This window comes from Cytobacillus sp. QJM3NY_8 (assembly GCF_056173585.1).
Genome location: NZ_CM149681.1, coordinates 1,436,688 through 1,460,945 on the forward strand (window position 1 = coordinate 1,436,688; position 24,258 = coordinate 1,460,945).

The following is a 24,258-nucleotide window of genomic DNA, read 5'->3' on the forward strand; positions in this document are numbered from 1 at the left end:
GAACAAATGAAAAGAATCATCCTGAATCAATCAGGATGACTCTTTTCATTTCCTGCATAAGCAGCAGATTAATGAAGTCCTTCTTTCTCAACAGGACCTTCAGGAATGATGGAAGCGACAACAAAAATTAAAACACTTGTCCCAACCGCCAGAATGGAGCCGGTTACAAAATCGTATGGCGCTCCAAGCATTGAAGAAACTACGTACGTTAACATTTGAACAAGAAGGAAAGTCCAGAAGAATGTCCAAAAGAATCTCATCTATTTCACCTCTAACATAATTAATCCCTTTTCATATTAGCATAAGCTATTAAAGAAATAAATTTATTTTTACATCCTATACATGTACTTTTCAGCTCTCTGATTGGATACAGCCTGCTTCATAATGAACTTGTCTAAAACTAGGCAAATCCCCCATTCATTTTAATTTTACTCACATACATTATTATGAACAAACTTGCAAAGGAGTTTTACTATGGAAAGCCGGAACTTCCAGCTGGATACAGAATGGTGCATGATTCATTACCCAGATAAACCTAGTGGTTTCGGTATCCTGATTATTGGGGATGATCGGCACTTTGTTGACAGAAACTGCAGTTTTTGGACTCAAAATGAAGGGAAATATTCATTAATTAAGAAGCTCAGGGAAGATGGCTATACGATTTTTTATTCAAATCTTTACGGGAGGCACTGGGGGAACGACCAGGCTGTTGATAAGGCTAAATGCTTGTATGAACATATTCTGCGAACGGAAATTATTAACGAAAAGATCCATATTATTGCTGAGGGCATGGGAGCATTGGTAGCCCTTAGATTATTGCATGAAATGAGCGATTTAATCCGTTCAGCTGTATTAATCAATCCCATCCTTTCACTAAAGCATCATCTCGAGCAGGAAAAAGAGCATAAGTTTTTTTACAAGAAACTATTAAAAGAACTGGCAGTTTCATATGAAATAGAAACGGATAAAATAGCGGATCTGCTCAGCAGGCATGAAAAAAACCTTACAACGGGCCTTAAAGTGCCAGTCAGAATCATACAGGTACTGGCGGGCGGAAGAGCTTACAAGCAATCAGATTATTTAAAGAAACGATCAATACAATGGGAAAATGAAAATAGCCCTATCTCTGTGTTTTATATCCTTCCAGATAAAAAACAGCGAATGTCTTCTCAAATGACTAACTTCTTTAGAAAATATGAAAAAGTTCTATAAAAACAGCTGCCATTCCGCAAAGAAATAAAGACAATCCCTGAAGCATAGTATACATTAATATGCTTCTAAGGAGGACTGAAAATGGACAGGGCAGTAATAGTAGGGACGTTTGAATTTATAGGATTCAGTCTGTGCAAGCACCTGCTTGAACAGGGCTGTGAGATAGATGGAATTCATTATAATAAGGAAAAAGAAGATGCTTTAATCAACGAAAAACGCCTGGCAATCGGACGGAATGCCAACTTCTATGAAAAAAACTATTCATCATGGATTAATTCTAAAAGAGAAATAATAAAAAATGATGTAATTTTTATAGATATATACGATTTATATATAAAGAATGAGCTTGCCTCTTTAAGGGAGAAGGAGCTTATTGAGGAATTTCTTATAAAAAATTTGGATGAATTCAAGGACCTGCAAGTGAAAATTGCATTCCTTCTCCCTATTCAGTGGCTTAAAGACATCAGCAGAACACACAGCCGCTTGGAAGATGCTATTGACATCCTTAGAGAAAACAATATTTCAGTTTCATGCTTTTACCTGCCTGTTATATACGGTCCCTGGCAGCCAAAGGAATTTAGTTTTCACCAGGCTCTTGCTAATATAAAAAGAGTAAAGATAAATGAAAGGGAATGGATACATGACGCTATTTTCATTGAGGATCTTATCTGTTTCTTATCGAATTGTTCAGATAAGCTTTTAGGAGAATCCTGCCTTTTAATGAGCAGCGTCACTGGGCATTGGCAAAAATGTGCAGATTACCTTTCACTTGACTATAATAAAAATTGGGACAGTCCCGATCTGGCAAAAGGAAAAGTAATTGAAAAAGCGATTGTGTGTTCCGTGAAATACTCCGAAGGTCTTGAGAAGCAAAGAAGCCATATTCTTTCTATAGAGATCCCGGATGGTTTTTAAACTAGAAAAAAAACTTTTCAATTAACATACAGACAAGGTAGAATTGAATTAGTCTGGTAAAATAAACCGGTCATACCATTAGTATGAAGTGAAAGACAGAGAGGCGGAGAAAGAGGAGATGCATAAGACATTAGTGAAATTCGGGATCCTTCTTTTGTGCCTTCTTTTATTGGCCTCCTGCAGACAATCGATGTCTACAGGAAAACTTGAAAAAGCTGGATTATTAGTGCCCGATACCGTCAATGATCAGGTATGGGGGACGAAAGGCTATAAAGGCATGTTAAAGATTCAATCCCATTATAATGTGGAGGTTTATTATAAAGAGGGCATGAATTCTGAGATGGTTGTTGAAAGAGCTGTTAAAGAGTTTGATCAAAAAGGTGTAAACCTGATTTTTGGACATGGCAATGAATACGCGGCATACTTTAATAACATTTCAAAAAAATACCCTGACATTCATTTTGTCAGCTTTAATGGCGATGCCAAAAATGACAACACCACCAGCTTGAATTTTGAAGCCTATGCAATGGGATTCTTTGGCGGCATGGTTGCTGGCCATATGACGAAAACCAATAACATAGGAATACTCGCAGCTTTTGAATGGCAGCCGGAGGTAGAAGGTTTTTATCAAGGTGTAAGCGAAATTGATGAAGGTATAAACGTGCAAATCCAATATGTCGGCAACTGGGACAATGATAATAAAGCCATAGCTCTCTTGGACAAAATGATTGCCAATAAGACAGATGTTGTCTATCCAGCTGGAGATGGGTATAATGTTCCTGTCATCGAGAAACTAAAAGAGGAAGGGCTCTACGCCATCGGCTATATTTCCGACCAGGCTGATCTGGGTGAATCAGTCGTCCTGACCAGTACGGTTCAGCATGTCGATGTTTTGTATGAACTAGTGGCAAAAAAATTCAACGAAGGCGAATTGGAATCAGGAAATCTAACCTTTGATTTCGAGGATGAAGTTATTTCACTTGGGAAATTCAGCCCTGACGTCGACGAAGAATTCAAAAAAGAACTAAACGCTGCCATTGAGAATTACAAAAAAACAGGCAAACTGCCCAACGAGTAATTTTTATACATAGGAGGTACTACATGATGCAGCTAAACGAAAAAAATATGGAATTCATGCAAATCGCCATGAAATACCTGCCAGAAGCCAAACAGCAGCTTGACGAAGCAGGCATTGAACTATCCATGGAAATGATCCAGCCATTCATGAACCTATTCACCAAAGTCATGAACGAAGCCTACGAAATGGGTAAAGCGGATGCTTTGAAAGAGAGTGAGTGAACCAGCCTTTAGGCTGGTTTTTTGTTTGGGATCGTGAGAAAGGACAGCTGAGAAAAAAGGTTGGCGTGTTAGACAAAAAAGTCCGCGCCGAAATAGGAAGAAACTGCGCGCAAATCCAAAGGGCCCGCGCGAAAAGGAGGCGTGTGCGCGTAAACCAAGAAGATCCGCGCGCAAAAGGCAGGAATCCGCGCCAAAATAGAAAGAAACCGCGCGCAAACCCAAAGAGCCCGCGCGAAAAGGAGGCGTGATCCCGTAAACCAAGAAGACCCGCGCGCAAAAGGCAGTAGTCCGCGCCAAAATAGGAAGAAACCGCGCGCAAACCCAAAGAGCCCGCGCGAAAAGGAGGCGTGATCCCGTAAACCAAGAAGGTCCGCGCGCAAAAGGTAGGAGCCCGCGCCGAAACAGGAAGAAACCGCGCGCAAACCCAAAGAGCCCGCGCGAAAAGGAGCCGAGAGCGCGTAAGCCAAGAAAATCCGCGCGCAAGAGGCAGGAGTCCACGCCAAAATGGGAAGAAACCGCGCGCAAATCCAAAGAGCCCGCGCCAAAACGGTAAGGGCCATCCTCAAAATTTAAGTAATTCATGATAGAAAAGAGAATAGGTACTAAAATCTACATATAAAACAAAGGATTATTCAATATCCATACCGAATTCATAACTTTGGAGATAATGTTCCAAAGGAGGTTTGCTATGTTAATGAAGCCTAGATCCAAGCCGTTAAGAATATTACAGCTGGAGGCGCTGCTGCGCAGATTGCCTGATTACCACAGGAAAAGGTCAGAAATAGAAGTAGATTATAGAAATGGGCTATTAGGTTTTAATGGAGAGAAGCAGCTGGATTATTATTTGAGTTTTCTCCCAGGTAAAGATTTTAGAATTTATAATGATCTTCGACTTATCCTTCATACTCCTTTTCAAATTGATTCCCTGCTTATTACTCCATTCTTCGCAGGAATAATTGAAGTCAAAAATTATTCTGGAACCCTATATTTTGAACCAATATCTGATCAAGTAATTCAAACACACGGCCAGAAGGAAAAAGTGATTCCTAATCCAGTTTCGCAGGTATTGCGTCAAGTGTCCCAATTTAAAGAATGGCTGTTGAAAGAGAAGTTACCAGAAGTGCCAATAGAGTATTTTGTCGTTATTGCTAATCCTGCTACCTATCTGAAAACAGAGAAAGAAAATAGCTCTATTTTGAAAAGAGTTGTTCATACTGAAAAAATAATTGATAGATTTACGGATGCCAAATCAAAATATAACAAACAAATACTATGGCCAAACGACATAAATAGACTGAATGAAAAGATTATTTGCAAAAATAGTCCTCTTGATAATGATATTTTAAATACTTACGGAATTAATCGAAAGGATTTACTAAGAGGTGTTCAATGTGATTCCTGCAAATCTTTTGCTGTTGTGAGGAAAGACGGAAAATGGTGTTGTCTTAAATGTAAAATGATTTCAAGAACGAGTCATATGGAAGCACTAACAGATTATCTTTTGCTTTTTAATTCAAAGATAACAAATAAAGAATGCCGGGATTATTTAAATCTCGAATCCAGGCATACAGCATATAGGATATTAAAATCTTTAAATCTATCCGGTGATGGACCAGCTAAAAAAAGGATATATTCTAAAGTAAACGGATAAGGTTTGCCCTGCCCCTACTTCTTCAAAAACATCTCCAGCAAAGGCCCTGCTTTTTTCAGCAATGGCTTTAACTGATGAGCAGAAGTCATGAGTGTATCAATGTTGCCCATTAGTTCCTCAAAGTTGATGTTATTCAGGATATTTTTTCCGTTTTCATTAGGGGGATCTTCCTTTTCATCGCTTTTTCTGCTTCTTCCGCCAAGCAGCCATTCATCGGCTTCATGTGCATTACTGCTCCTGCCCCCAAAAAGCCAGTCACCTTTTCCCTGAGCTTCTTCACTTTTTTCGAATTCTTTTTCAACTTCATCTGACTCATGTCTTCTTACTCTATCACCAAAAAGAAAATGGCTTAAAGGGTCTTCTGTATTTTTTTTGACTTTATCATCCTTATCAAACATATGTCATTCTCCTCCTTTCAGATGCCTATACAACAGCATATGAAGAAAAGTTAACTGGGTATAGACATTTGTGCAGTAATAAGTAAAGGACGGTAAAAAGTGTTGCGTTATTATATATACTTTTGATAAAATTAGTACCAAGTCATAATAATTGATAATAATATTAAAATAGAGAATGCTTATGGGTTTGTAAATATGAAAGGGAGTGGGACTCCATGAATGCTGGTATTATAGGAATCGGAAGATATCTTCCTGAAAAAGTGGTAACAAATGCAGATTTGGAGAAAATAGTTGATACTTCTGATGAATGGATTCGGACCAGGACTGGAATTGAGGAAAGAAGAATAGCGGACGATAGCATAGATACATCTGATATGGCCTATGAGTCAGCACTTAAAGCCTTGGAAAATGCAGGCATTGAAGCAGAGGATTTAGATCTTATTTTAGTTGCAACGGTTACACCGGATCATCCATTTCCATCTGTTGCATGCATGCTTCAGGAACGATTAAAAGCAAGCAAGGCGGCGGCAATGGATATTAGCGCTGCATGTGCAGGTTTTATGTATGGTATCATAACGGCAAAACAGTTTATTGAAACAGGGACATACAAACATGTATTAGTAGTAGGTGTTGAAAAGCTTTCAAAAGTTACAGACTGGAATGATCGTAATACAGCCGTATTATTTGGAGACGGAGCAGGTGCAGCTGTAATCGGGCCAGTCTCAGATGGCAGAGGAATATTATCCTTTGAATTAGGTGCAGATGGTACAGGAGCAAAACACCTATATCAGGATGAATATATCATTATGAATGGACGCGAAGTGTTCAAATTTGCGGTTCGCCAAATGGGTGAAAGCTGCATCAACGTACTTGATAAGGCTGGATTATCCAAAGAAGATGTAGATTTCCTAATTCCTCATCAGGCGAATATCCGCATTATGGAAGCTTCCCGCCAAAGATTGGAACTCCCGGTTGAGAAGATGTCGAAAACAGTGGATAAATACGGAAATACTTCTGCCTCATCTATTCCAATTGCATTGGTGGAAGAACTGGAAGCGGGTAAAATTAAAGATGATGATTTGCTCGTGATGGTCGGCTTCGGCGGAGGGCTAACTTGGGGAGCCATTGCGATGAGATGGGGAAGATAAGATACCTCATTTTAAATATGATGATAATTTAAAAGGAGCTGCATCAAAATGAATAAAAGAAGAGTTGTCGTTACAGGCATCGGCGCTGTAACACCGCTTGGAAATAATACAGAGACGACATGGAACAATATTAAATCAGGGGTTTCGGGTGTTGGTCCTCTGACTAGATTAAATGCAGATGAATATCCGGCTAAGGTAGCTGCTGAGGTAAAGGATTTCAATCCCGAAGAATATATTGACAAAAAAGATGCCAGAAAAATGGACCGCTTCACACACTATGCTGTTGCTTCAGCCTTTATGGCTGTAAAGGATGCGAACCTTCAGATCACAGATGAAAATGCGCATCGGATCGGTGTTTGGATTGGTTCAGGCATTGGCGGTATGGAAACTTTTGAAAATCAATATGAGACATTTATGAAACGCGGGTACAGAAGGGTGAGCCCCTTCTTCGTTCCAATGATGATTCCGGATATGGCAACGGGTCAGGTCTCCATTTACTTAGGGGCGAAAGGGTTTAACTCTTGCACTGTAACTGCATGTGCCACTGGTACAAACTCAATTGGCGATGCCTTTAAGGTTATTCAGCGCGGCGATGCCGATGCGATGATCTCCGGGGGAGCAGAAGCGCCAATCACAAAAATGTCTGTGGCTGGATTTTGTGCCAACACTGCGCTTTCAACCAATCCAGATCCAAAAACAGCAAGCCGTCCATTTGATCAAAATCGTGATGGATTTGTTATTGGAGAAGGTGCAGGGATTGTCGTACTTGAAGAATTGGAGCATGCACTTGCCCGCGGCGCAAAAATTTATGCTGAAATCGTCGGCTATGGCGCTACCGGGGATGCTTATCATATCACTGCACCTGCTCCAGGCGGAGAAGGCGGAGCAAGAGCCATGAAAATGGCGATTGAAGACGGCAGCTTAAAGCCGGAAGATATTGATTATATTAATGCCCATGGTACAAGTACAGATTATAATGATAAATTTGAAACATTGGCAATAAAAGAGGTGTTCGGGGAGCATGCTTATAAATTGGCAGTAAGCTCGACTAAATCCATGACGGGACATCTTCTGGGAGCTGCAGGCGGAATTGAAGCCATTTTCACAGTTCTGGCTATGAAGGAAGGGATCCTGCCGCCGACCATTAATCTTGAAAACCCGGATCCTGAATGTGATCTGGATTATGTTCCAAATAAGGCAAGGGAAAAAGAAATAACAGCTGCAATGAGCAATTCCCTTGGCTTTGGCGGCCACAATGCAACCATCGTCTTTAAAAGATATGAATAAAAACTAAACCAGAGCCGATTCAATGGAAGATGAACCTCCTTTGAATCGGCTTTTTATTTTGAAGAACAAAATGCTGCCGCATACATAAAATTTATTAACTATCGAATAAATGGAGGTGGGAAAATGGGATAGTCAAAACAGATTTATGGCTCGAAGAAAGTTTTAATGAACCGCTTAAAATATGTGAAAAACTTACAGGACCCTTTAATGATCATAACCCCAAAAAAATATACGAATACTTAATGGATTTCGGCATGTATAAACCTGACCGGTTCAGCAGGAATGATTTTAAGGAATTAAAAGAAAAAGAAACATGGAATCTAGCAGAAAAAATATACTTAAAGTATAGGAAGAAGTGGGGCGGTCCTAATATTGATGTTTATATATTCCCGTCGGCAGGAGGAGGCCCTTTTTCGCGGCATTCCGGAAAATCGGGAGTTTCATTTGCGAATATGCTCTTTCTGTTTCTTCCTTCTGATATAGAAGAGGACGAAATAGAGGCTTTATTTGTGCATGAATATCACCATGCTTGCAGAATTAACTCACAGAAAAAAACGCTTGAAGAATTTACGCTGCTAGATTCCATCATATTGGAAGGGCTTGCCGAACATGCGGTAGAAATTCACTGTGGCAAGAAATTCAGAGGATCCTGGTGCAGCAGATACTCAAAAGATGAAATCAGGAATTTCTGGGATAAATTGATTAAAACTCATCTGAAATTAAAAAAGAATGAGAGGCTTCATCAGAAGATACTGTATGGTGAAAGACCCTACCCTCCATTAATTGGTTATGCTGCTGGCTACGAAATTGTAAGGGGATTTAGAGAGAAAAAAAGTTTTTCTACAAAACTATCTTTTAGTGCGCCATCCGAATATTTTGTGGATCAAACTTTATATAAACTGGAGTCGTAATCGCTTTAAAGCCCTAAAATGTGGGCTTTTTTTTTAGTGGAGAAAAATGAATCTTAACAAATTTTAAAAAAATCTTGCAATTGTAATAACTTTGTAATAATATTTTAGACAAATAGAATGAATTAACAGAATAATTCGAAAAGGTAAGAGGTGTCCTATGAGCGCAAATCCCCGTCAACATAAAGACGCACCATTACTAGAGGTGAAGAATTTAGAAACGGCTTTTTCCATAGATGGTACATACTATAATGCAGTTGATAATGTTTCTTTTAGAGTTAAGCCTAGACAAATAGTTGGAATCGTAGGAGAGTCGGGCTGCGGGAAATCTGTAATGAGCCTCTCTGTCATGAAGCTCCTGCCTAAAGGAATTGGCCAAATCCGAAATGGAGAAATCATCTTTGACGGTATTCATTTGGAGAAGATGACAGATTCAGAGATTAATAAAATCAGGGGAAAAGACATCGCAATGATTTTCCAGGAGCCTATGACTTCTTTAAATCCTGTTTTTTCTATTGGGTTCCAGCTGCAGGAAGTATTATTCAATCATATGAAAATCTCCAAAAAAGAAGCGCGGCTTAAGAGTATCGCACTTCTAAAAAGTGTGGGAATTTCAAGGCCTGAAAAAATTGTAGATGAATATCCGCATCAGCTTTCAGGAGGTATGAGGCAAAGGGTCATGATCGCCATCGCCATTGCCTGCCAGCCGAAGCTATTGATCGCCGATGAGCCGACAACTGCTCTGGATGTTACTGTACAAGCCCAAATTCTTGAGCTTTTAAAAGAAATCCAGGAAGTCAACGATATGTCCGTCATTCTGATTACTCATGACCTGGGTGTTGTGGCCGAGATGTGTGATGAGGTCATTGTTATGTATGCAGGAAAGATAGCAGAACGGACTGATGTAGATTCCTTATTTCACAATCCAAAACATCCTTATACTCAGCTCCTGATGGGAGCTATTCCGAAAATGGATGAAGAAGTGGAAAAGCTAAGCACAATAAAAGGAATTGTGCCTTCATTAAAAAATATGCCTAAAACAGGGTGCAAATTTGCGGCGCGCTGCCCTAAGGCAATGCCTGAATGCCTGACTGTTACACCTCGATTGGCAGAAAATGAAGCAGGACATGAGGTTGCCTGTCTGCTTTACGAGACAAGCCAGCCGAAACAAGAGGTGAATGCATGATGAGTACAGACCATAATAACACAGCTGTTTTAAAAAAGGATAAAAGCAGCAATGAAGTGCTTTTAGAGGTTAAGAACTTAAAGACTTACTATCCAATAAAAGGCGGAATCCTTAGAAAGACTGTGGCGGTCGTTAAGGCTGTCGACGATATTTCCTTTGAAATTAAGAAAGGGGAGACGCTGGGGCTGGTGGGGGAATCAGGCTGCGGAAAATCAACCGCAGGCAGAACGATTCTCAGACTTCTAGAACCAACAGACGGACAAATCATATTTGACGGACAGGATATCACAAATGTAAGAGGAACCAGTCTGAGGAAAATCCGCCAGGACTTCCAGATGGTTTTCCAGGATCCTTATGCATCATTAAATCCCACGATGATGGTTGGGCATCTTGTGTCAGAGCCCATCAGGAACTATAACAGCAAATCCGAAAAAGAACTTAAGCCGGAAGTAATGGATCTTCTTGCGAAAGTTGGGCTGCCTGAAGATGCTTACTATAAATACCCGCATGAGTTTTCCGGCGGGCAAAGACAGCGTATCGGAATCGCAAGGGCACTGGCTTTAAGACCAAAGCTCATTATTGCGGATGAGCCTGTTTCCGCCCTGGATGTATCGGTCCAATCTCAGGTATTGAATCTGCTGAAAGAGCTTCAGGATGAATTTGATCTTACTTTCTTATTTATAGCCCACGATTTGAGTGTAGTTAAACATATGAGTGACCGGATTGGGGTTATGTATCTTGGTGGCCTTGTAGAAGTCGCTGAAAAGGACAGCCTCTATGCAGAGCCTTTGCATCCTTATACTCAAGCTCTAATCTCTGCGATCCCGGAACCGGATCCGCGCAAGAAAAAGGAAAGAATTATTTTAGAGGGGGATGTGCCAAGCCCGATTGATCCTCCAAAAGGATGTACCTTCCATCCGCGCTGCGCGCATGCAATGCCGGAGTGCCAAAGTGTAAAACCGCACTTAAAGGAGGTGAAGCCTGGGCATAGAGTCGCTTGTCACTTATATAAATAAGGCTTTGTCAAAAAATATTTTTCGGGGGGAAACTAATGAAGAAATCAGCATTTTGGCTGCTATCACTTCTGCTGGTCATGTCTGTATTCCTGGCAGCATGTTCTGGCGGCGGAGAGAAAGCCAGCACTGAAAAGGAACCAAAAGATGATGGGAAAGCATCAGGAGAAGCTCAAGAGGGTGGAACAGTAACATTCGGTTACACTCAGCCATTTAAAGGTGTTTTATCTTATGCTTATTACGAGGGTGAAGATGATGTCAATGCCCTTCAGTTTATGCATGAAGGCTTGCTCAAAGTAAATGATGAGCTTATATCTGAACCGAATCTGGCAGATTATGAGTTATCTGAAGACAATACTAAATTAACTTTCAAGCTTAAGCAAGGAGTTAAATGGCATGATGGTGAAGAATTAACAGCAGAAGATATGGAATTTGCATGGTATTTAATTGCTGATCCAACTTATGAAGGTGCACGTTTTGCTAACGTAGCAATGATCAAAGGTGCTCAAGAATATAAAGACGGAAAAGCTGAGTCAATTGAAGGGATCAAGGTAGTTGATGATTATACAATTGAAGTGACAGTAACTGAGCCTTCTGTTAACTTATTGGAAAATATTTGGGTTTATCCTGAGCCAAAGCACCATTACGGGGATATTTCTTCTAAAGAGCTTCCGGACTCAGATCAAATCCGTAAAACTCCAATCGGTGTAGGGCCTTTTAAAGTGAAAAACATCGTACCTGGTGAAATGATTGAATTTGAGCGTTTTGATGATTACTGGCAAGGACCAGCTAAATTGGATGGTGTAGTTTACAAAATTATTGATGGTTCTCTTGCGCAAGGTTTAGTGCAAAACGGAGAAATCGATGTTATTGAAGCTCCAAAAGATCAGTGGGAAGCTATAAAAGCTCTTGACAATGTAAATCCAGTAGAAGCAGATGCCATGTCTTACAGCTATATCGCTTTTGACTGGGGGCATTATGACACTAAAAAAGGTGTAGTAGTTTCTGATAACAAGAAATTCCAGAACAAATCCCTTCGCCATGCCATGGCACACGCAATTGACCGTCAGGCATTTATCGATGGCTTTGCAAACGGATTAGGAAAACCATTAAACACTCCTTTCCCATCAGTATCTTGGGCAAAAATTGATGATTCAGAACTCAATCAGTATGAGTATGATCCAGAGAAAGCAAAGAAATTACTTGACGAAGCAGGCTATGTAGATAAAGACGGCGACGGCTTCCGTGAAGATCCAGAAGGCAAGCCATTTACAATTAATTTTGATGCAATGGCAGGCGCTGAAACTTCAGAAGCCCGTGCTCAATTCATCCTTCAATCCTGGCAGGAAGTTGGCTTAAATGCTAAGCTAAACGGCGGTTCATTAAAAGATTTCAACCTATTCTATGACACTATTGAAGCAGATGACCCATCTGTTGAAACATTCATGGGTGCTTGGGGACTTGCTAATGATCCAGATCCAGCTGGAATCTGGTTATCTACTGACAAGTGGAACATGTGGAGATGGTACAGTGAAAAGTCTGATGAGCTAATCAAGAAAGGGGTATCTTTCCCTGAAGATGCTAGTAAAGATGTAACTGAACACCGTCAGGAAGTCTACAACGAATGGCAAAAGCTTGTTAACGAAGAATTGCCGATCATTTTCTTCGAGCAACGTGTAGATCCATGGGCGATCAACAAGCGTGTTGGCGGAGTGAAAGTAACTCCATTTGGAACTGATGAGTTCCACAAGTGGCACATTGTAGAGTAATAGGGTAAAAGGAACCTGTATTCCTTGGGGGGATTTTGTTCTCCCAAGGAATACAAGTTTAACCAGCGAATAAATTTTTGTTTGGTAAGGGGAATGGAAATGCTACAGTACACAATTCGACGACTCATAGGTATGATTCCAATAATTTTCCTTATCTCAGTAGTGGTTTTCACCCTCGCAAAGCTTATGCCTGGTGATGCCCTATCTGGAAAAATTGACCCATTAAACTCAGATCCGGAGTATATTGAAGAAATGCGTGAGCAGATGGGATTGAATGATCCTATTCCTGTGCAGTATGTCCGCTGGATGAGTGGTGTGGTCCAAGGAGATTTTGGAGATTCATTTGTTCATAAGCGCCCGGTTATGGAATTAATTGGTGACCGTTTGCCGAACACGATCATTTTAGGAATATCAGCTCTTTTAATTACTTATTTATTAGCCTTTTTAATGGGAAGATACTCTGGGCGATTTGCCTATAGCATGGGAGATTATTTAATATCAGCCTTTAACTATCTAGCACTTGCAATTCCCAGCTTTGTTGCAGCTTTGGTTGCCATTTATATTTTTGCCATCAATCTTGGATGGGTTCCAGCCAGTGGAAGTATCGGCAGCGGGGTAGAAGCGGGAACACTGGAATATTATTTAAGTAAAGCAAAACATACAGTATTGCCGGCTATTGTCCTGGGAGCCATGGCTACAGCCGCTTACACACAGTTCTTGAGAAATGATATGATCGAAAGCTCTCGCAAGGATTATGTTCGTACAGCAAGAGCTAAAGGTACGAAAGAATCTGCGATTTATAATAAGCACATTCTAAGAAACTCAATCATACCTATTGTTACATTACTTGGATTCGATATTGCCAATCTTTTTGGAGGGGCAATTATCACAGAAACCATTTTCACATACCCTGGCATCGGTTATTTATTCGTAGAATCAGTTAATGCACGTGATTATTCTGTCATGATGGCCATTGCCATGATGCTGACTATTTTGACCCTGATTGGAAATTTAGTTGCAGATTTACTATATGGTCTAGTAGATCCGCGTATTCGTTTAAGTTAGGTAGGTGGGAGTATGGAACCATCAATATCACAGCAAACTTCGCCAGGTTTAGCAGAACCTGTTAAACCTCCGAAGAGTCAATCACCATGGGCTCTCGCCCGCCGCAAGTTTTTGCGCAATAAAGTAGCAATGGTCAGTCTGGTCTTCCTGCTGCTGGTCTGTGCAATGTCCATATTGGCTGAGCCGCTAACTATGCCAGTTGAGGAGACAGCTAAGATCAATTTAACACAAATGAGTAAAGAACCATCTGCTGAACACTACTTTGGCACTGACAAGTCAGGCAGAGACGTCTTTGCCAGAACTCTGCACGGCGGCAAGACTTCACTCTTGCTTGCATTCTCTATCACGCTAGCTGTTATTACTATTGGTACTCTTGTTGGTGCTACTGCGGGGTATTTTGGCGGCTGGGTCGATAATGCCCTAATGAGATTTACAGACTTTATGATGAACTTCCCATTCCTGCTATTTGTTATCGTATTAAAATCAATTTTTATCGAATCAAGTACAGGAACCCTTATATTCGTAATAAGTGTACTCAGCTGGACAGGAACTGCCCGTCTTGTGCGAAGCAAGGTCATGGCTGAGAAGGAAAATGAATATATTATGAGTGCGGTTTCCATCGGATGCTCTGCACCAAAGACCATTTTTAAACACTTGCTGCCGAATGTAATGTCAACCATTATCGTTCAGGCAACCATTACACTGGCAGCGATGATTGTAGCTGAAACAGGCCTAAGCTTCTTGGGATTCGGTGTTCCGATCAACATTCCTACGTGGGGGAATATGCTTCAGGAAGCAAGAAGTCCGGATGTTTTAACCAGTAAGTGGTGGATATGGATTCCGCCAGCTGCGGTTTTAACATTTACAATCCTATCGATCAACTTCATTGGAGAAGGCTTAAAAGATGCCTTCAATCCTAAATCCAACAGATAGTTAAGAAACGCCTATTTCAGGCGTTTTTTTGTTTTTTTCAGGCTAATAGCTTGTACATATCCGAACAGCTTCCTTCATATACATGTAAAAAAAGACTGGGAGTGAGTTTATGGCAGCATTAAGACCTTTTGGGACTCACGCATATAGTAAAGAAAATGTTATTTAGGGCATTTTGGCTTTTAACTGGTTTTGGGATTTCTGTTTCAGGAGGAGTCAGTGTAATAGGGTATTTAAATTTGCTTACAACTGGACATACCTTCAAAGAATATCTCTATTTTATTATCTCGCGTCCAGAATGTTATTTGCTTCCGATCGGTATTATTATTATAACTTTAAGCATATATTTTCCTTATTCAAGTGTGAATGAATAAAGGGAAGGTATTTATTCAGCAATGTCATTACAAAATTTATTACAAAAAATGGATTGCGAGTGCAATATAGGAATAAATTTACGGCCTACTGCCCATACTGAGTGACAAATAGTTTGTTGAAGTGGGGGTTGAAAAATGTTGTATCTTCATGATGTTTGGGTGAATTGGTTTGAAGGAGAGGAGAATGGATACAATGTATGCCATTTTCATGAATGGAGAAAAGATGATGGCGTAGAACTGCTTGATCAGGTTCCGCTGTTAAAGATTGACCCGGTTCTTTTTAATTATATTGAAAATGATCTTTCTGAGCTGCCACAACAACTGCTAGACGATATTTATCAAAAAGCTTACTTAAGGAAAAATCATGAACGCATTCAATTGGAGTATTGTTTTGTTGTTTCAGACGGGACAGGCATATTGGCAGTCGATACGATCGGCTACAATATCCCTATCAGAAAAAGCAGACTTATCCCGCGGCAGGAGCAGCTGGCATATGAAATGCTTGAAAATCAGGAAACGGCAGCCTATTCGTTTAATGATCAAACAGCATTAAAGGAATTTCATATCCTTTCTCCATCTCCGGATTTGATGGCAGGCCTGACGAGAAAAGAAAGACAGCTTAAACAGCTGCTGTTTATGGCGCTGGATCAGCTTCACTCTTCCAAAAATGATGCTGAGATCCGATATTGGTATACGGAGTGGAGCCCGGAACGCTATTCGAAAATACAGTCAATGAACTTTGAAGAGGCATGGTATGAACTTTACGATGAAAGTAAATACGGCTGGTCAGGTAAACACGAGAAGTTTTGTGAAAATTTAATTAAAGGACAGCCGTTTTTTGAGAAGATGTGGGAAATGGAGCATGGTCCAAAAGTGAATTAGAAAAAATAAAAAAACAGCCAAAAGGCTGTTTCAGACTGTCGACAAACTCGATGAAAATCGTGCTTGTCTGCAGTCTTTTTTATTTTAAAATAGAAGTAATACAATGCTTGAGGTGATTTAAATGCTTTCAAAACATAATCCAATTCAACGGGATCAAATTGAAATGGTTGCTTTAGACGAACTTGTACCGGCGGACCATTTGGTCCGCAAAATTGAAGCGGCGATTAATTTCTCATTCATCTATGACTTGGTAAAAGATAAGTATTCAGAAAAAGGCCGCCCAAGTATTGACCCTGTAATATTAATTAAACTCACATTTATTCAATATACCTTCGGTATTCGCTCCATGCGTCAAACAATTGAAGAATTGAAAACGAATATGGCTTATCGATGGTTTTTAGGATATGGCTTTCACGATAAAGTTCCTCACTTCTCAACTTTCGGTAAAAATTATGAGCGCCGATTTAAAGACAGCGATCTCTTTGAACAAATATTTTACCGAATCTTAAAAACCGCAGCTGAAAAGAATTTAATTAGTGCTGAACACGTTTTTGTAGATTCTACTCATGTAAAAGCGAGTGCAAATAAACTCAAATTTGAAAAGAAAGTTGTTCGAAAAGAAACCCGTGCTTATCAAGAACGCCTTCAAGAGGAGATTAACCAAGACCGCGAGGATCATGGAAAAAAGCCGATTCCACCAGATAAGTTTGATAAAGAAGAATACAAAGAAATCAAGGAAAGTACAACAGATCCAGAGAGTGGCTACTATGTAAAAGATGAGCGTACAAAACAGTTCGCTTATTCTTTCCATGCGGCCGCAGACCGCAACGGCTTCGTGTTAGGCGCAATTGTAACCCCTGGTAACACGCATGATAGTCATATTTTAGAGCCATTGGTAGAACAAGTCATTGAGAAAGTTAGTAAACCAAAAGCTGTTGCGGCAGACGCAGCCTATAAAACACCTGCTATCACGAGCTACTTATTGAAAAACGACATCACACCTGCTTTACCTTACACACGACCTCGCACAAAAGAGGGTTTCTTCAGAAAACATGAGTATGCTTATGATGAGCATTTTGACTGTTACATTTGCCCAACTGGTGAGATATTAAAATATACTACAACTACAAAGGAAGGGTATCGTCAATATAAATCAGATCCTCGAATTTGTGCTGGATGCCCTTTCTTGTCTCAATGCACACAGAGTCAAGCACATCAAAAAATGATTCAACGTCATGTGTGGGAGGAACATGTGGAAGAAGCAGATCATCTTCGCCACCATCAAGACGTCAAACCGATCTATGAAAAACGCAAAGAAACAATTGAACGAGTATTCGCAGATGCAAAAGAAAAGCATGGCATGCGTTGGACAACCCTCAGGGGACTTAAAAAAATGTCGATGCAGGCGATGCTTACTTTCGCTGCCATGAATTTGAAGAAAATGGCCAACTGGACTTGGCAAGGTCCAGAAATGGCCTAAATGATAACCTCGGAGAGGTCTGCAATTCTCTGTAATTACTTGAAGTCCTACAAAAAATGAAAAAAAGAGTTCGGAATGAGACTATTCCGAACTCTTTTTGTCTACAAACTGAAACAGCCAAAAGGCTGTTTTTTATTTTCTCTTACGGCCGAGTCCCATGGCACTTTCCATTTTTTTAATCATTTTGTATGCAGCCTTATTCGCTTTTTCAGCTCCCTGATCAAGTACAAGATCAAGTTCTTCCGATTCCATTAGCGCATAATATTTATCCTGAATTGGCTTAATTGCTCCAACAACAACATCTGACAGGCCGGCTTTAAAATCTCCATATCCTTTGCCTTCGTATTCTTTTTCGATTTCCGCAACAGTTTTCCCTGTAAGAATTGAGTAAATGGAAAGGAGATTGGATACTCCAGGTTTGTTTTCCTTATCATACTTAACAATGCCTTCAGAATCTGTTACAGCACTTTTTATTTTCTTTTCAATTTGTTTTGGATCATCTAATAATGATATAAATGACTTTTTATTGGGATCAGACTTGCTCATTTTCTTTAATGGATCCTGAAGAGACATAACCCTAGCGCCTGCTTTGGCGATTCTTACATCAGGAATGGTGAAGATATCGTTGTATTTCTTATTGAATCTTTCTGCAAGATCGCGAGTTAATTCCAGGTGCTGCTTTTGATCCTCTCCAACCGGAACCAAGTCAGTATTGTATAGAAGGATATCGGCAGCCATCAAAGGGGGATAGGTCAGCAGTCCTGCAGATACGGCATCTTTACCTTCTGATTTGTCTTTGAATTGGGTCATGCGTTCGAGCTCACCGATGTAAGAAACACATTGCATCATCCATCCTGCCTGAGCATGGGCCGGAACTTCCGACTGAATGAATAGGGTGGATTTCTCAGGATCAATCCCAACAGCCAAATATAGTGCAGCAAGGCTTCGGATGTTTTTTCTTAATTCCAGTCTGTCCTGGGGTACTGTTATTGCGTGCTGGTCAACAATGCAAAAATAGCAATTGTAGTCATTCTGCAGTTCAACAAATTGTTTCATGGCACCGATGTAGTTCCCAAGGGTAATTGTACCGCTGGGCTGGATGCCGGAAAATATAGTTTTCATGTTTTTCCTCCTTTAATCGGCTTAAAAGATCATGAATTGACAGGCGGTGAAGGGAAATTTTTGTGCTATAAGCATAAAAAAGCATAAAAAAGAACCATTCATCCCTATAAAATAGGGACGAATGGTCCGCGTTGCCACCCTAATTACTCAAATACTGAGTCACTCTGCCCTATGCAGAATAATGCATAGGTCCCCGATAACGCAGGGAAGCGCCTGAAAAATTCAGAAGCTCAAAAGTCCATTCGATTTACCGGGCTGCCTGTTTGCACCTGCCACAGACTCTCTGTTAAACCCTCAGTAAATGTACTACTCTTTTTTCATTGCCGACTAGATAATTAATTTATATTTGTATTATATAATAAGTTAAACTATCCGGATACAAAAATCAAGTTAATAAAGGGAAAAATAAAAGTCAGCGATAGCCTCTATTTCAAGGCTGTATTTGACAATATATGGGTGATGATTCCTATTAAAATAGCAAAAAATCTTAAAAAGAAAAATTTTTTTAAATCTCAAAAATTCTTAATTTATAAGACTTTTTGACGAAAAATGTCATACTCGATTGGATTGCATGTACAAAAAGCCACTTGCAATAAGTTTTTAAACTATTTATAATAAACGTAACAAACATAATCTTTACGTTTTTGTTACATTTACAACAAAACTATATCACTCCAGATAGCGAGAGTATGGTGCATAATGAGTAAGTTTATAGCTTACATCTTATAGATTACTCCTTTTAATCTGAATTATCAGAATATAAGGATAATCTATCTTTAAGAGAATATAAACTTGCTTTTTTTGTTGCCTTCTAAATAGTCTGCAAATTTTTTAAATTGAATTAACAGACTATTTGAGCAATATATCTGGGGCGCACAGTTGTGTTTTTTGTGAAAGGCAAGCGTAAGGATATTGTTTGAGGAAATTTAATAGGGGGTTATACCGTGAACAAAAGATTATCGATCTTTTTTAGCATGCTGCTTGTGCTAAGCATGTTCCTTGCTGCATGTAACGGCGGCGGAGACAATGCTAACGGCGGCGAAAAAGGCGGAGACGACGGCGGAAAGTCTGATGTACCGCAGGAGTTAAGAGTAAACATCAACACTGAACCACCATCATTAAATCCAGGACTTGCAGAAGATTCGACTTCTGGAACTGTACTTCGTAACGTGTTAGAAGGTCTTACTCGCATCAATCAAGATGGTAAGCCTGAAAAAGCAATGGCAGAAGACATTAAAGTTTCTGAAGACGGAAAAACTTATACATTCACAATTCGCGATGCGAAATGGTCAAATGGCGATCCTGTAATCGCTCAAGACTTTGAATATGCTTGGAAATGGGCATTAGATCCTGCCAACAACTCAACTTATGCATACCAGCTTTACTACCTTGAAGGCGCTGAAGCATTCAACACAGGCAAAGGTGAAAAGGATGCAGTTGGTGTTAAAGCTATCGATGAGAAAACACTAGAAGTTAAATTAGTAAATCCAACGCCATATTTTGAAGAATTAACAGCTTTCTATACTTATCTGCCAGTCAACAGCAAGATTGCTGAAGCTAACCCAGATTGGGCAACTGACGCTGGTGAAAATTTCACTACTAACGGTCCTTTCCATTTAGTTGAATGGGCTCACAGTGACAAGATCGTTCTTGAAAAGAGCGAAACATACTGGGATGCTGAAACAGTTAAGCTGGACAGCATTGAAATGATCATGATCAATGATCCTAATACTGAATTATCAATGTTTGACAACGGTGAACTAGATTGGGCTGGAGCTCCAACAGGTGCCCTTCCAACTGACGCTATGCAGGCTCTTAAAGACGAAGGCCGCTTAGTTACTCAGCCAATCGCAGGTATTTACAATTACAAGTTTAATACAACTGTAGAACCATTTAATAATGTCAATATCCGTAAGGCTTTTGCACATGCTCTTAACCGTCAGGAGCTTATTGATAACATCCTTCAGGGTGAACAGCTTCCTGCAATGGCAATTGTTCCACCTTCAATGTTTGAAGAAAACGAAAAGGGTTATTTCCCTGATAACGATGTAGAAAAAGCTAAAGAATATTTACAAAAAGGTCTTGAAGAGCTTGGATTGAAAGATGCTTCTGAACTACCAGCAGTAACTCTTTCTTACAATACTTCAGAGGCACACCAAAAGATTGCTCAGGCAATCCAGGATATGTGGAAGCAGAACCTTGGCGTAGAAGTAACACTTGATAACGCTGAGTGGAATGTATTCCTTGATAATGTAAACCAAATGGATTACCAGGTAGCGCGTATGGGCTGGTTGGGTGACTTTAACGATGCAATCAACTTCTTAGAAATGTACCGTGACGCTGATGGCGGTAACAACAATACTGGATGGGAAAGCAAAGAGTTCCAGGATCTGCTTGCTAAATCTGCAACAGAAACTGACCCTGAAGCTCGCCAGCAGTTATTGAAGGATGCTGAAGCAATCTTCATGGAAGATATGCCAGTAGCTCCAATCTATTTCTATACTAACAACTGGGTACAGGCTGAGAACCTTAAAGATGTTGCAGTATCCGGTCTAGGTGATGTCCAATATAAATGGGCATACTTCGAATAAACATAGCTAAACTTTACGAAAGGTATATGGGATGCTCAATCCCATATACCTTCGTTTCTGATTAAGGCATTGTAATAAATTGGAGGTGTTTGACAATGGCGAAATATATTGGAAAACGCTTGGTGTACATGCTTCTGTCTCTTTGGATGATTGTTACAGCAACGTTTTTCTTCATGCGCATTGCACCCGGAAACCCTTTTGCATCTGAGAAAAAACTTCCTCCCGAAATTGAAGCAAACCTGAATGCCCACTTTGGGCTGGACAAGCCATGGTATGCACAGTATTGGGAGTATCTCGTTCGAATTGTCAACTGGGATTTTGGACCATCATTTAAATATAAAAGCCAAACTGTAAACGACCTGATTAATGAAGGTTTCCCTGTTTCATTTCTTCTCGGAATGGAAGCCATTTTTATCGCCGTTGCAGTAGGAGTTCTATTAGGAATCATTGCGGCATTAAAACACAATAGATGGCCGGATTACACAGCGATGATTGTTGCTGTATTAGGTATCTCTGTTCCTTCCTTTATCATGGCATCATTCCTGCAATATTTCCTGGCAATAAAAATGGGTATTTTCCCTGTAGCACGATGGGAATCATTTATGCACAGCGTTCTTCCAGCCGTTGCACTGGCTTCCACACCGATGGCATTTATAGCCCGGTTAACTCGTTCCAGTATGCTTGAAGTTCTGGCGAATGATTATATTAAGACTGCTAAATCAAAAGGTTTAAGCAGGGGAGTAATTACAGTAAAACATACGATCCGTAATGCACTATTGCCTGTTGTAACTTATATGGGACCATTAACGGCAGGTATTTTAACTGGAAGTTTCGTTATTGAAAGAATCTTCGGTATTCCTGGACTTGGTGCACACTTTGTAACAAGTATCAACAATCGTGACTATACGGTAATTATGGGTGTAACAGTTTTCTACAGTATTCTGTTGCTTGTATCTATTCTCCTTGTTGACATTGCATACGGAATCATCGACCCACGCATCAAACTTGCTGGCGGGAAGAAAGGAGAGTAATTATGCAGATTTCGAAAGATAAGTTCAAATTAGTCGGAACACAGCTTGGTGAAGCTGAAAAAATTTCAAAACCCAGTCTTTCTTTCTGGAAAGATGTATTTATTCGATTTCGAAAAAACAAGCTTGCCCTGTTTGGATTAGTATTATTAGGACTGCTAATCTTTATGGCAATCTTTGGACCATATATGACTCCATATGATTATGCATCAAATGATCTGAGCAACAAGAACCAGCCGCCTTCTTCTGAACATTGGTTTGGTACAGATGATCTTGGCCGTGATGTATTTGCCCGTACATGGGAAGGTGCACGAATTTCCATCTTCATTGGAGTTGCTGCAGCTGTAATTGATTTAATTATTGGTGTGCTTTGGGGCGGTATTGCCGGTTATAAGGGCGGACGCACAGACGAGGGTATGATGCGCTTTGCCGATATTTTATATGGTGTACCGTACTTATTATTAGTAATCTTGTTAATGGTTGTGCTTGGACAGGGATTGTCTACTATGATCATTGCAATGTCTATTACAGGATGGATCAATATGTCCCGTATTGTACGCGGTCAGGTGTTATCTCTTAAAAATCAGGAATATGTACTGGCAGCCAAAACACTTGGTGCAAATACAAGCAGAATTATGGGCAAACACTTAATTCCAAATTCAATGGGACCTATACTAGTCACAATGACGCTAACGATCCCTTCTGCTATTTTTACTGAAGCATTCTTAAGCTTTATTGGACTTGGTTTAACACCGCCTATAGCGAGCTGGGGAACAATGGCCAATGATGGATTGCCGGCTATGCGTTACTACCCATGGCGCTTATTCTTCCCTGCTACGTTTATCTGTTTAACGATTTTTGCTTTTAACGTAGTTGGCGATGGCCTGCGTGATGCACTAGATCCAAGAATGCGTAAATAAAGGAGTGAGAACATGGAAAAATTACTTGAAGTAAAAAATTTAGAAGTCTCATTCCAAACATATGGAGGTACAGTAAAAGCAGTCCGGGGAGTCAGCTTTGACCTTCATAAGGGAGAGACGCTTGCGATTGTTGGTGAATCAGGTTCAGGCAAAAGTGTTACTTCCCAGTCTATTATGAAGTTAATACCTATGCCGCCAGGCCGAATTTCAGGCGGGCAAATCCTGTTAAATGGTGAAGACATCGTACCAAAAACAGAAAAACAAATGGAAAAAATCCGCGGCAAGGAAATCAGTATGATTTTCCAGGATCCGATGACGTCATTGAATCCAACGATGAGAGTTGGAAATCAGATAATGGAAGTGCTGATTAAACATCAAAATATGACGAAGACTGATGGCAAAAACAGAGCAATTGAATTACTGAGACTTGTTGGTATTCCGATGCCTGAGAAAAGAGTTAATCAATATCCTCATGAATTCTCCGGCGGTATGAGACAGCGTGCAATGATTGCGATTGCACTTGCAGCCAATCCAAAGCTGCTTATCGCTGATGAGCCGACAACTGCTCTTGACGTTACTATTCAGGCGCAAATCCTGGAGCTTATGAAAGATCTTCAAAATAAAATGGATACATCCATTATCTTTATCACGCACGACCTGGGTGTTGTTGCAAATGTTGCGGACCGTGTAGCTGTAATGTATGCTGGCCAGATTGTTGAAATGGGCACTGTGGATGAAATTTTCTATGACCCTCGTCATCCTTATACATGGGGATTGCTGGCATCAATGCCAAGCTTAGAAAATGATGATAAAGCTGAATTAGCTGCGATACCTGGAACTCCTCCGGATCTGACAAATCCACCAAAGGGAGACGCATTTGCCGCCAGAAATCAATATGCACTTGCAATTGACTTTGAAGAAGAGCCGCCGATGTTCCAGATTTCAGAAACACATTTTGCAAAAACCTGGCTTCTTCACCCGGATGCTCCACAGGTTGAGCCGCCGGAAGCAGTAAAAAGACGTATGCGCCAATTATCCTCCACGTTTGAAAAGCCTGTATTAGTGAAGGAGGGAAAATAA

23 protein-coding genes and 1 other annotated feature are annotated in these 24,258 nt (G+C 40.2%); of the genes, 20 read left to right on the forward strand and 3 right to left on the reverse strand.

Annotation, left to right across the window (positions count from 1 at the left end):
- Positions 1 to 68: 68 nt before the first annotated feature.
- Positions 69 to 260, reverse strand: a complete 192-nt coding sequence (locus AC0VZ9_RS07570) for a DUF2929 family protein (RefSeq protein WP_009331232.1) — start codon at positions 258 to 260, stop codon at positions 69 to 71.
- A 214-nt stretch (positions 261 to 474) separates the two neighbouring features.
- Here AC0VZ9_RS07570 and AC0VZ9_RS07575 point away from each other — a divergent pair, with 214 nt between their 5' ends.
- From AC0VZ9_RS07575 to AC0VZ9_RS07595, 5 genes are all read left to right on the forward strand, one after another.
- Positions 475 to 1,212 (forward strand): serine aminopeptidase domain-containing protein, encoded by a 738-nt coding sequence (locus AC0VZ9_RS07575; protein WP_019381477.1) that lies wholly within the window; start codon positions 475 to 477, stop codon positions 1,210 to 1,212.
- A gap of 81 nt (positions 1,213 to 1,293) precedes the next feature.
- A complete protein-coding gene (locus AC0VZ9_RS07580) occupies positions 1,294 to 2,127 on the forward strand; it encodes a hypothetical protein (RefSeq protein ID WP_475397184.1) in 834 nt (277 codons plus the stop codon).
- 118 nt (positions 2,128 to 2,245) lie between these two features.
- Positions 2,246 to 3,205: a BMP family ABC transporter substrate-binding protein gene (locus tag AC0VZ9_RS07585; protein WP_251263751.1), complete on the forward strand. Its 960-nt coding sequence runs from the start codon at positions 2,246 to 2,248 to the stop codon at positions 3,203 to 3,205.
- Between the two features lie 26 nt (positions 3,206 to 3,231).
- Positions 3,232 to 3,426, forward strand: coding sequence for a ComZ family protein (locus AC0VZ9_RS07590; protein ID WP_009331228.1), 195 nt, complete (start codon positions 3,232 to 3,234; stop codon positions 3,424 to 3,426).
- Between the two features lie 688 nt (positions 3,427 to 4,114).
- Positions 4,115 to 5,077, forward strand: a complete 963-nt coding sequence (locus AC0VZ9_RS07595) for a nuclease-related domain-containing protein (RefSeq protein ID WP_475397185.1) — start codon at positions 4,115 to 4,117, stop codon at positions 5,075 to 5,077.
- 14 nt (positions 5,078 to 5,091) lie between these two features.
- Here AC0VZ9_RS07595 and AC0VZ9_RS07600 read toward each other — a convergent pair whose 3' ends face one another.
- Positions 5,092 to 5,475 carry a hypothetical protein gene (locus AC0VZ9_RS07600; RefSeq protein WP_475397186.1) on the reverse strand — a complete coding sequence of 128 codons (384 nt, stop codon included), beginning with the start codon at positions 5,473 to 5,475 and terminating at the stop codon, positions 5,092 to 5,094.
- Between the two features lie 215 nt (positions 5,476 to 5,690).
- On the opposite strand from AC0VZ9_RS07600, the gene AC0VZ9_RS07605 reads away from it, so the two are divergent.
- The 11 genes from AC0VZ9_RS07605 to AC0VZ9_RS07655 all read left to right on the forward strand — a co-directional run bounded on the left by AC0VZ9_RS07605 (position 5,691) and on the right by AC0VZ9_RS07655 (position 17,517).
- A complete protein-coding gene (locus tag AC0VZ9_RS07605; protein ID WP_009331225.1) occupies positions 5,691 to 6,623 on the forward strand; it encodes a beta-ketoacyl-ACP synthase III in 933 nt (310 codons plus the stop codon).
- A gap of 48 nt (positions 6,624 to 6,671) precedes the next feature.
- Positions 6,672 to 7,910, forward strand: coding sequence for a beta-ketoacyl-ACP synthase II (fabF, locus tag AC0VZ9_RS07610; protein WP_251263754.1), 1,239 nt, complete (start codon positions 6,672 to 6,674; stop codon positions 7,908 to 7,910).
- Between the two features lie 254 nt (positions 7,911 to 8,164).
- The gene (locus AC0VZ9_RS07615) at positions 8,165 to 8,821 is read left to right on the forward strand and encodes a DUF2268 domain-containing putative Zn-dependent protease (protein ID WP_139266825.1); all 657 of its coding nucleotides are present in this window, start codon (positions 8,165 to 8,167) and stop codon (positions 8,819 to 8,821) included.
- A gap of 157 nt (positions 8,822 to 8,978) precedes the next feature.
- Entirely contained in the window at positions 8,979 to 10,004 is a 1,026-nt protein-coding gene (locus AC0VZ9_RS07620; protein ID WP_009331222.1) for an ABC transporter ATP-binding protein, read from the forward strand.
- Positions 10,001 to 11,020 carry an ABC transporter ATP-binding protein gene (locus tag AC0VZ9_RS07625; protein WP_475397187.1) on the forward strand — a complete coding sequence of 340 codons (1,020 nt, stop codon included), beginning with the start codon at positions 10,001 to 10,003 and terminating at the stop codon, positions 11,018 to 11,020. Before AC0VZ9_RS07620 ends, AC0VZ9_RS07625 begins: the two co-directional genes overlap by 4 nt.
- Before the next feature lie 35 nt (positions 11,021 to 11,055).
- Positions 11,056 to 12,786 (forward strand): oligopeptide ABC transporter substrate-binding protein, encoded by a 1,731-nt coding sequence (gene opp4A / locus AC0VZ9_RS07630; RefSeq protein ID WP_009331220.1) that lies wholly within the window; start codon positions 11,056 to 11,058, stop codon positions 12,784 to 12,786.
- Between the two features lie 99 nt (positions 12,787 to 12,885).
- Positions 12,886 to 13,851 (forward strand): oligopeptide ABC transporter permease, encoded by a 966-nt coding sequence (opp4B, locus tag AC0VZ9_RS07635; protein ID WP_019381485.1) that lies wholly within the window; start codon positions 12,886 to 12,888, stop codon positions 13,849 to 13,851.
- A 12-nt stretch (positions 13,852 to 13,863) separates the two neighbouring features.
- Positions 13,864 to 14,784, forward strand: a complete 921-nt coding sequence (gene opp4C, locus AC0VZ9_RS07640) for an oligopeptide ABC transporter permease (RefSeq protein WP_009331218.1) — start codon at positions 13,864 to 13,866, stop codon at positions 14,782 to 14,784.
- 155 nt (positions 14,785 to 14,939) lie between these two features.
- Entirely contained in the window at positions 14,940 to 15,155 is a 216-nt protein-coding gene (locus AC0VZ9_RS07645) for a YuzI family membrane protein (RefSeq protein ID WP_009331217.1), read from the forward strand.
- A gap of 135 nt (positions 15,156 to 15,290) precedes the next feature.
- Positions 15,291 to 16,037, forward strand: coding sequence for a YjbA family protein (locus tag AC0VZ9_RS07650; protein WP_009331216.1), 747 nt, complete (start codon positions 15,291 to 15,293; stop codon positions 16,035 to 16,037).
- A gap of 121 nt (positions 16,038 to 16,158) precedes the next feature.
- A complete protein-coding gene (locus AC0VZ9_RS07655; protein WP_475397188.1) occupies positions 16,159 to 17,517 on the forward strand; it encodes an IS1182 family transposase in 1,359 nt (452 codons plus the stop codon).
- Between the two features lie 132 nt (positions 17,518 to 17,649).
- Here the strand turns inward: AC0VZ9_RS07655 and trpS are convergent, their stop codons facing one another.
- On the reverse strand, positions 17,650 to 18,639 hold the full coding sequence (gene trpS / locus AC0VZ9_RS07660; protein ID WP_009331213.1) for a tryptophan--tRNA ligase: 990 nt from the start codon (positions 18,637 to 18,639) through the stop codon (positions 17,650 to 17,652).
- Positions 18,640 to 18,749: 110 nt separating this feature from the next.
- Positions 18,750 to 18,969, reverse strand: a binding site (T-box leader).
- A 614-nt stretch (positions 18,970 to 19,583) separates the two neighbouring features.
- On the opposite strand from trpS, the gene AC0VZ9_RS07665 reads away from it, so the two are divergent.
- From AC0VZ9_RS07665 to AC0VZ9_RS07680, 4 genes are all read left to right on the forward strand, one after another.
- Complete coding sequence (locus AC0VZ9_RS07665; RefSeq protein ID WP_071156841.1) at positions 19,584 to 21,230, forward strand: peptide ABC transporter substrate-binding protein; 1,647 nt, start codon at positions 19,584 to 19,586, stop codon at positions 21,228 to 21,230.
- Between the two features lie 95 nt (positions 21,231 to 21,325).
- The gene (locus AC0VZ9_RS07670; protein WP_009331211.1) at positions 21,326 to 22,261 is read left to right on the forward strand and encodes an ABC transporter permease; all 936 of its coding nucleotides are present in this window, start codon (positions 21,326 to 21,328) and stop codon (positions 22,259 to 22,261) included.
- A complete protein-coding gene (locus tag AC0VZ9_RS07675) occupies positions 22,261 to 23,178 on the forward strand; it encodes an ABC transporter permease (RefSeq protein WP_026041682.1) in 918 nt (305 codons plus the stop codon). Before AC0VZ9_RS07670 ends, AC0VZ9_RS07675 begins: the two co-directional genes overlap by 1 nt.
- A 12-nt stretch (positions 23,179 to 23,190) precedes the next feature.
- Positions 23,191 to 24,258: an ABC transporter ATP-binding protein gene (locus tag AC0VZ9_RS07680; protein WP_009331209.1), complete on the forward strand. Its 1,068-nt coding sequence runs from the start codon at positions 23,191 to 23,193 to the stop codon at positions 24,256 to 24,258.

Coding starts and splice junctions, on each gene's coding strand:
- AC0VZ9_RS07570 (WP_009331232.1), bottom strand. CDS start 260: ATGAGATTCTTTTGGACATTCTTCTGGACTTTCCTTCTTGTTCAAATG.
- AC0VZ9_RS07575 (WP_019381477.1), top strand. CDS start 475: ATGGAAAGCCGGAACTTCCAGCTGGATACAGAATGGTGCATGATTCAT.
- AC0VZ9_RS07580 (WP_475397184.1), top strand. CDS start 1,294: ATGGACAGGGCAGTAATAGTAGGGACGTTTGAATTTATAGGATTCAGT.
- AC0VZ9_RS07585 (WP_251263751.1), top strand. CDS start 2,246: ATGCATAAGACATTAGTGAAATTCGGGATCCTTCTTTTGTGCCTTCTT.
- AC0VZ9_RS07590 (WP_009331228.1), top strand. CDS start 3,232: ATGCAGCTAAACGAAAAAAATATGGAATTCATGCAAATCGCCATGAAA.
- AC0VZ9_RS07595 (WP_475397185.1), top strand. CDS start 4,115: ATGTTAATGAAGCCTAGATCCAAGCCGTTAAGAATATTACAGCTGGAG.
- AC0VZ9_RS07600 (WP_475397186.1), bottom strand. CDS start 5,475: ATGTTTGATAAGGATGATAAAGTCAAAAAAAATACAGAAGACCCTTTA.
- AC0VZ9_RS07605 (WP_009331225.1), top strand. CDS start 5,691: ATGAATGCTGGTATTATAGGAATCGGAAGATATCTTCCTGAAAAAGTG.
- fabF (WP_251263754.1), top strand. CDS start 6,672: ATGAATAAAAGAAGAGTTGTCGTTACAGGCATCGGCGCTGTAACACCG.
- AC0VZ9_RS07615 (WP_139266825.1), top strand. CDS start 8,165: ATGTATAAACCTGACCGGTTCAGCAGGAATGATTTTAAGGAATTAAAA.
- AC0VZ9_RS07620 (WP_009331222.1), top strand. CDS start 8,979: ATGAGCGCAAATCCCCGTCAACATAAAGACGCACCATTACTAGAGGTG.
- AC0VZ9_RS07625 (WP_475397187.1), top strand. CDS start 10,001: ATGATGAGTACAGACCATAATAACACAGCTGTTTTAAAAAAGGATAAA.
- opp4A (WP_009331220.1), top strand. CDS start 11,056: ATGAAGAAATCAGCATTTTGGCTGCTATCACTTCTGCTGGTCATGTCT.
- opp4B (WP_019381485.1), top strand. CDS start 12,886: ATGCTACAGTACACAATTCGACGACTCATAGGTATGATTCCAATAATT.
- opp4C (WP_009331218.1), top strand. CDS start 13,864: ATGGAACCATCAATATCACAGCAAACTTCGCCAGGTTTAGCAGAACCT.
- AC0VZ9_RS07645 (WP_009331217.1), top strand. CDS start 14,940: ATGTTATTTAGGGCATTTTGGCTTTTAACTGGTTTTGGGATTTCTGTT.
- AC0VZ9_RS07650 (WP_009331216.1), top strand. CDS start 15,291: ATGTTGTATCTTCATGATGTTTGGGTGAATTGGTTTGAAGGAGAGGAG.
- AC0VZ9_RS07655 (WP_475397188.1), top strand. CDS start 16,159: ATGCTTTCAAAACATAATCCAATTCAACGGGATCAAATTGAAATGGTT.
- trpS (WP_009331213.1), bottom strand. CDS start 18,639: ATGAAAACTATATTTTCCGGCATCCAGCCCAGCGGTACAATTACCCTT.
- AC0VZ9_RS07670 (WP_009331211.1), top strand. CDS start 21,326: ATGGCGAAATATATTGGAAAACGCTTGGTGTACATGCTTCTGTCTCTT.
- AC0VZ9_RS07680 (WP_009331209.1), top strand. CDS start 23,191: ATGGAAAAATTACTTGAAGTAAAAAATTTAGAAGTCTCATTCCAAACA.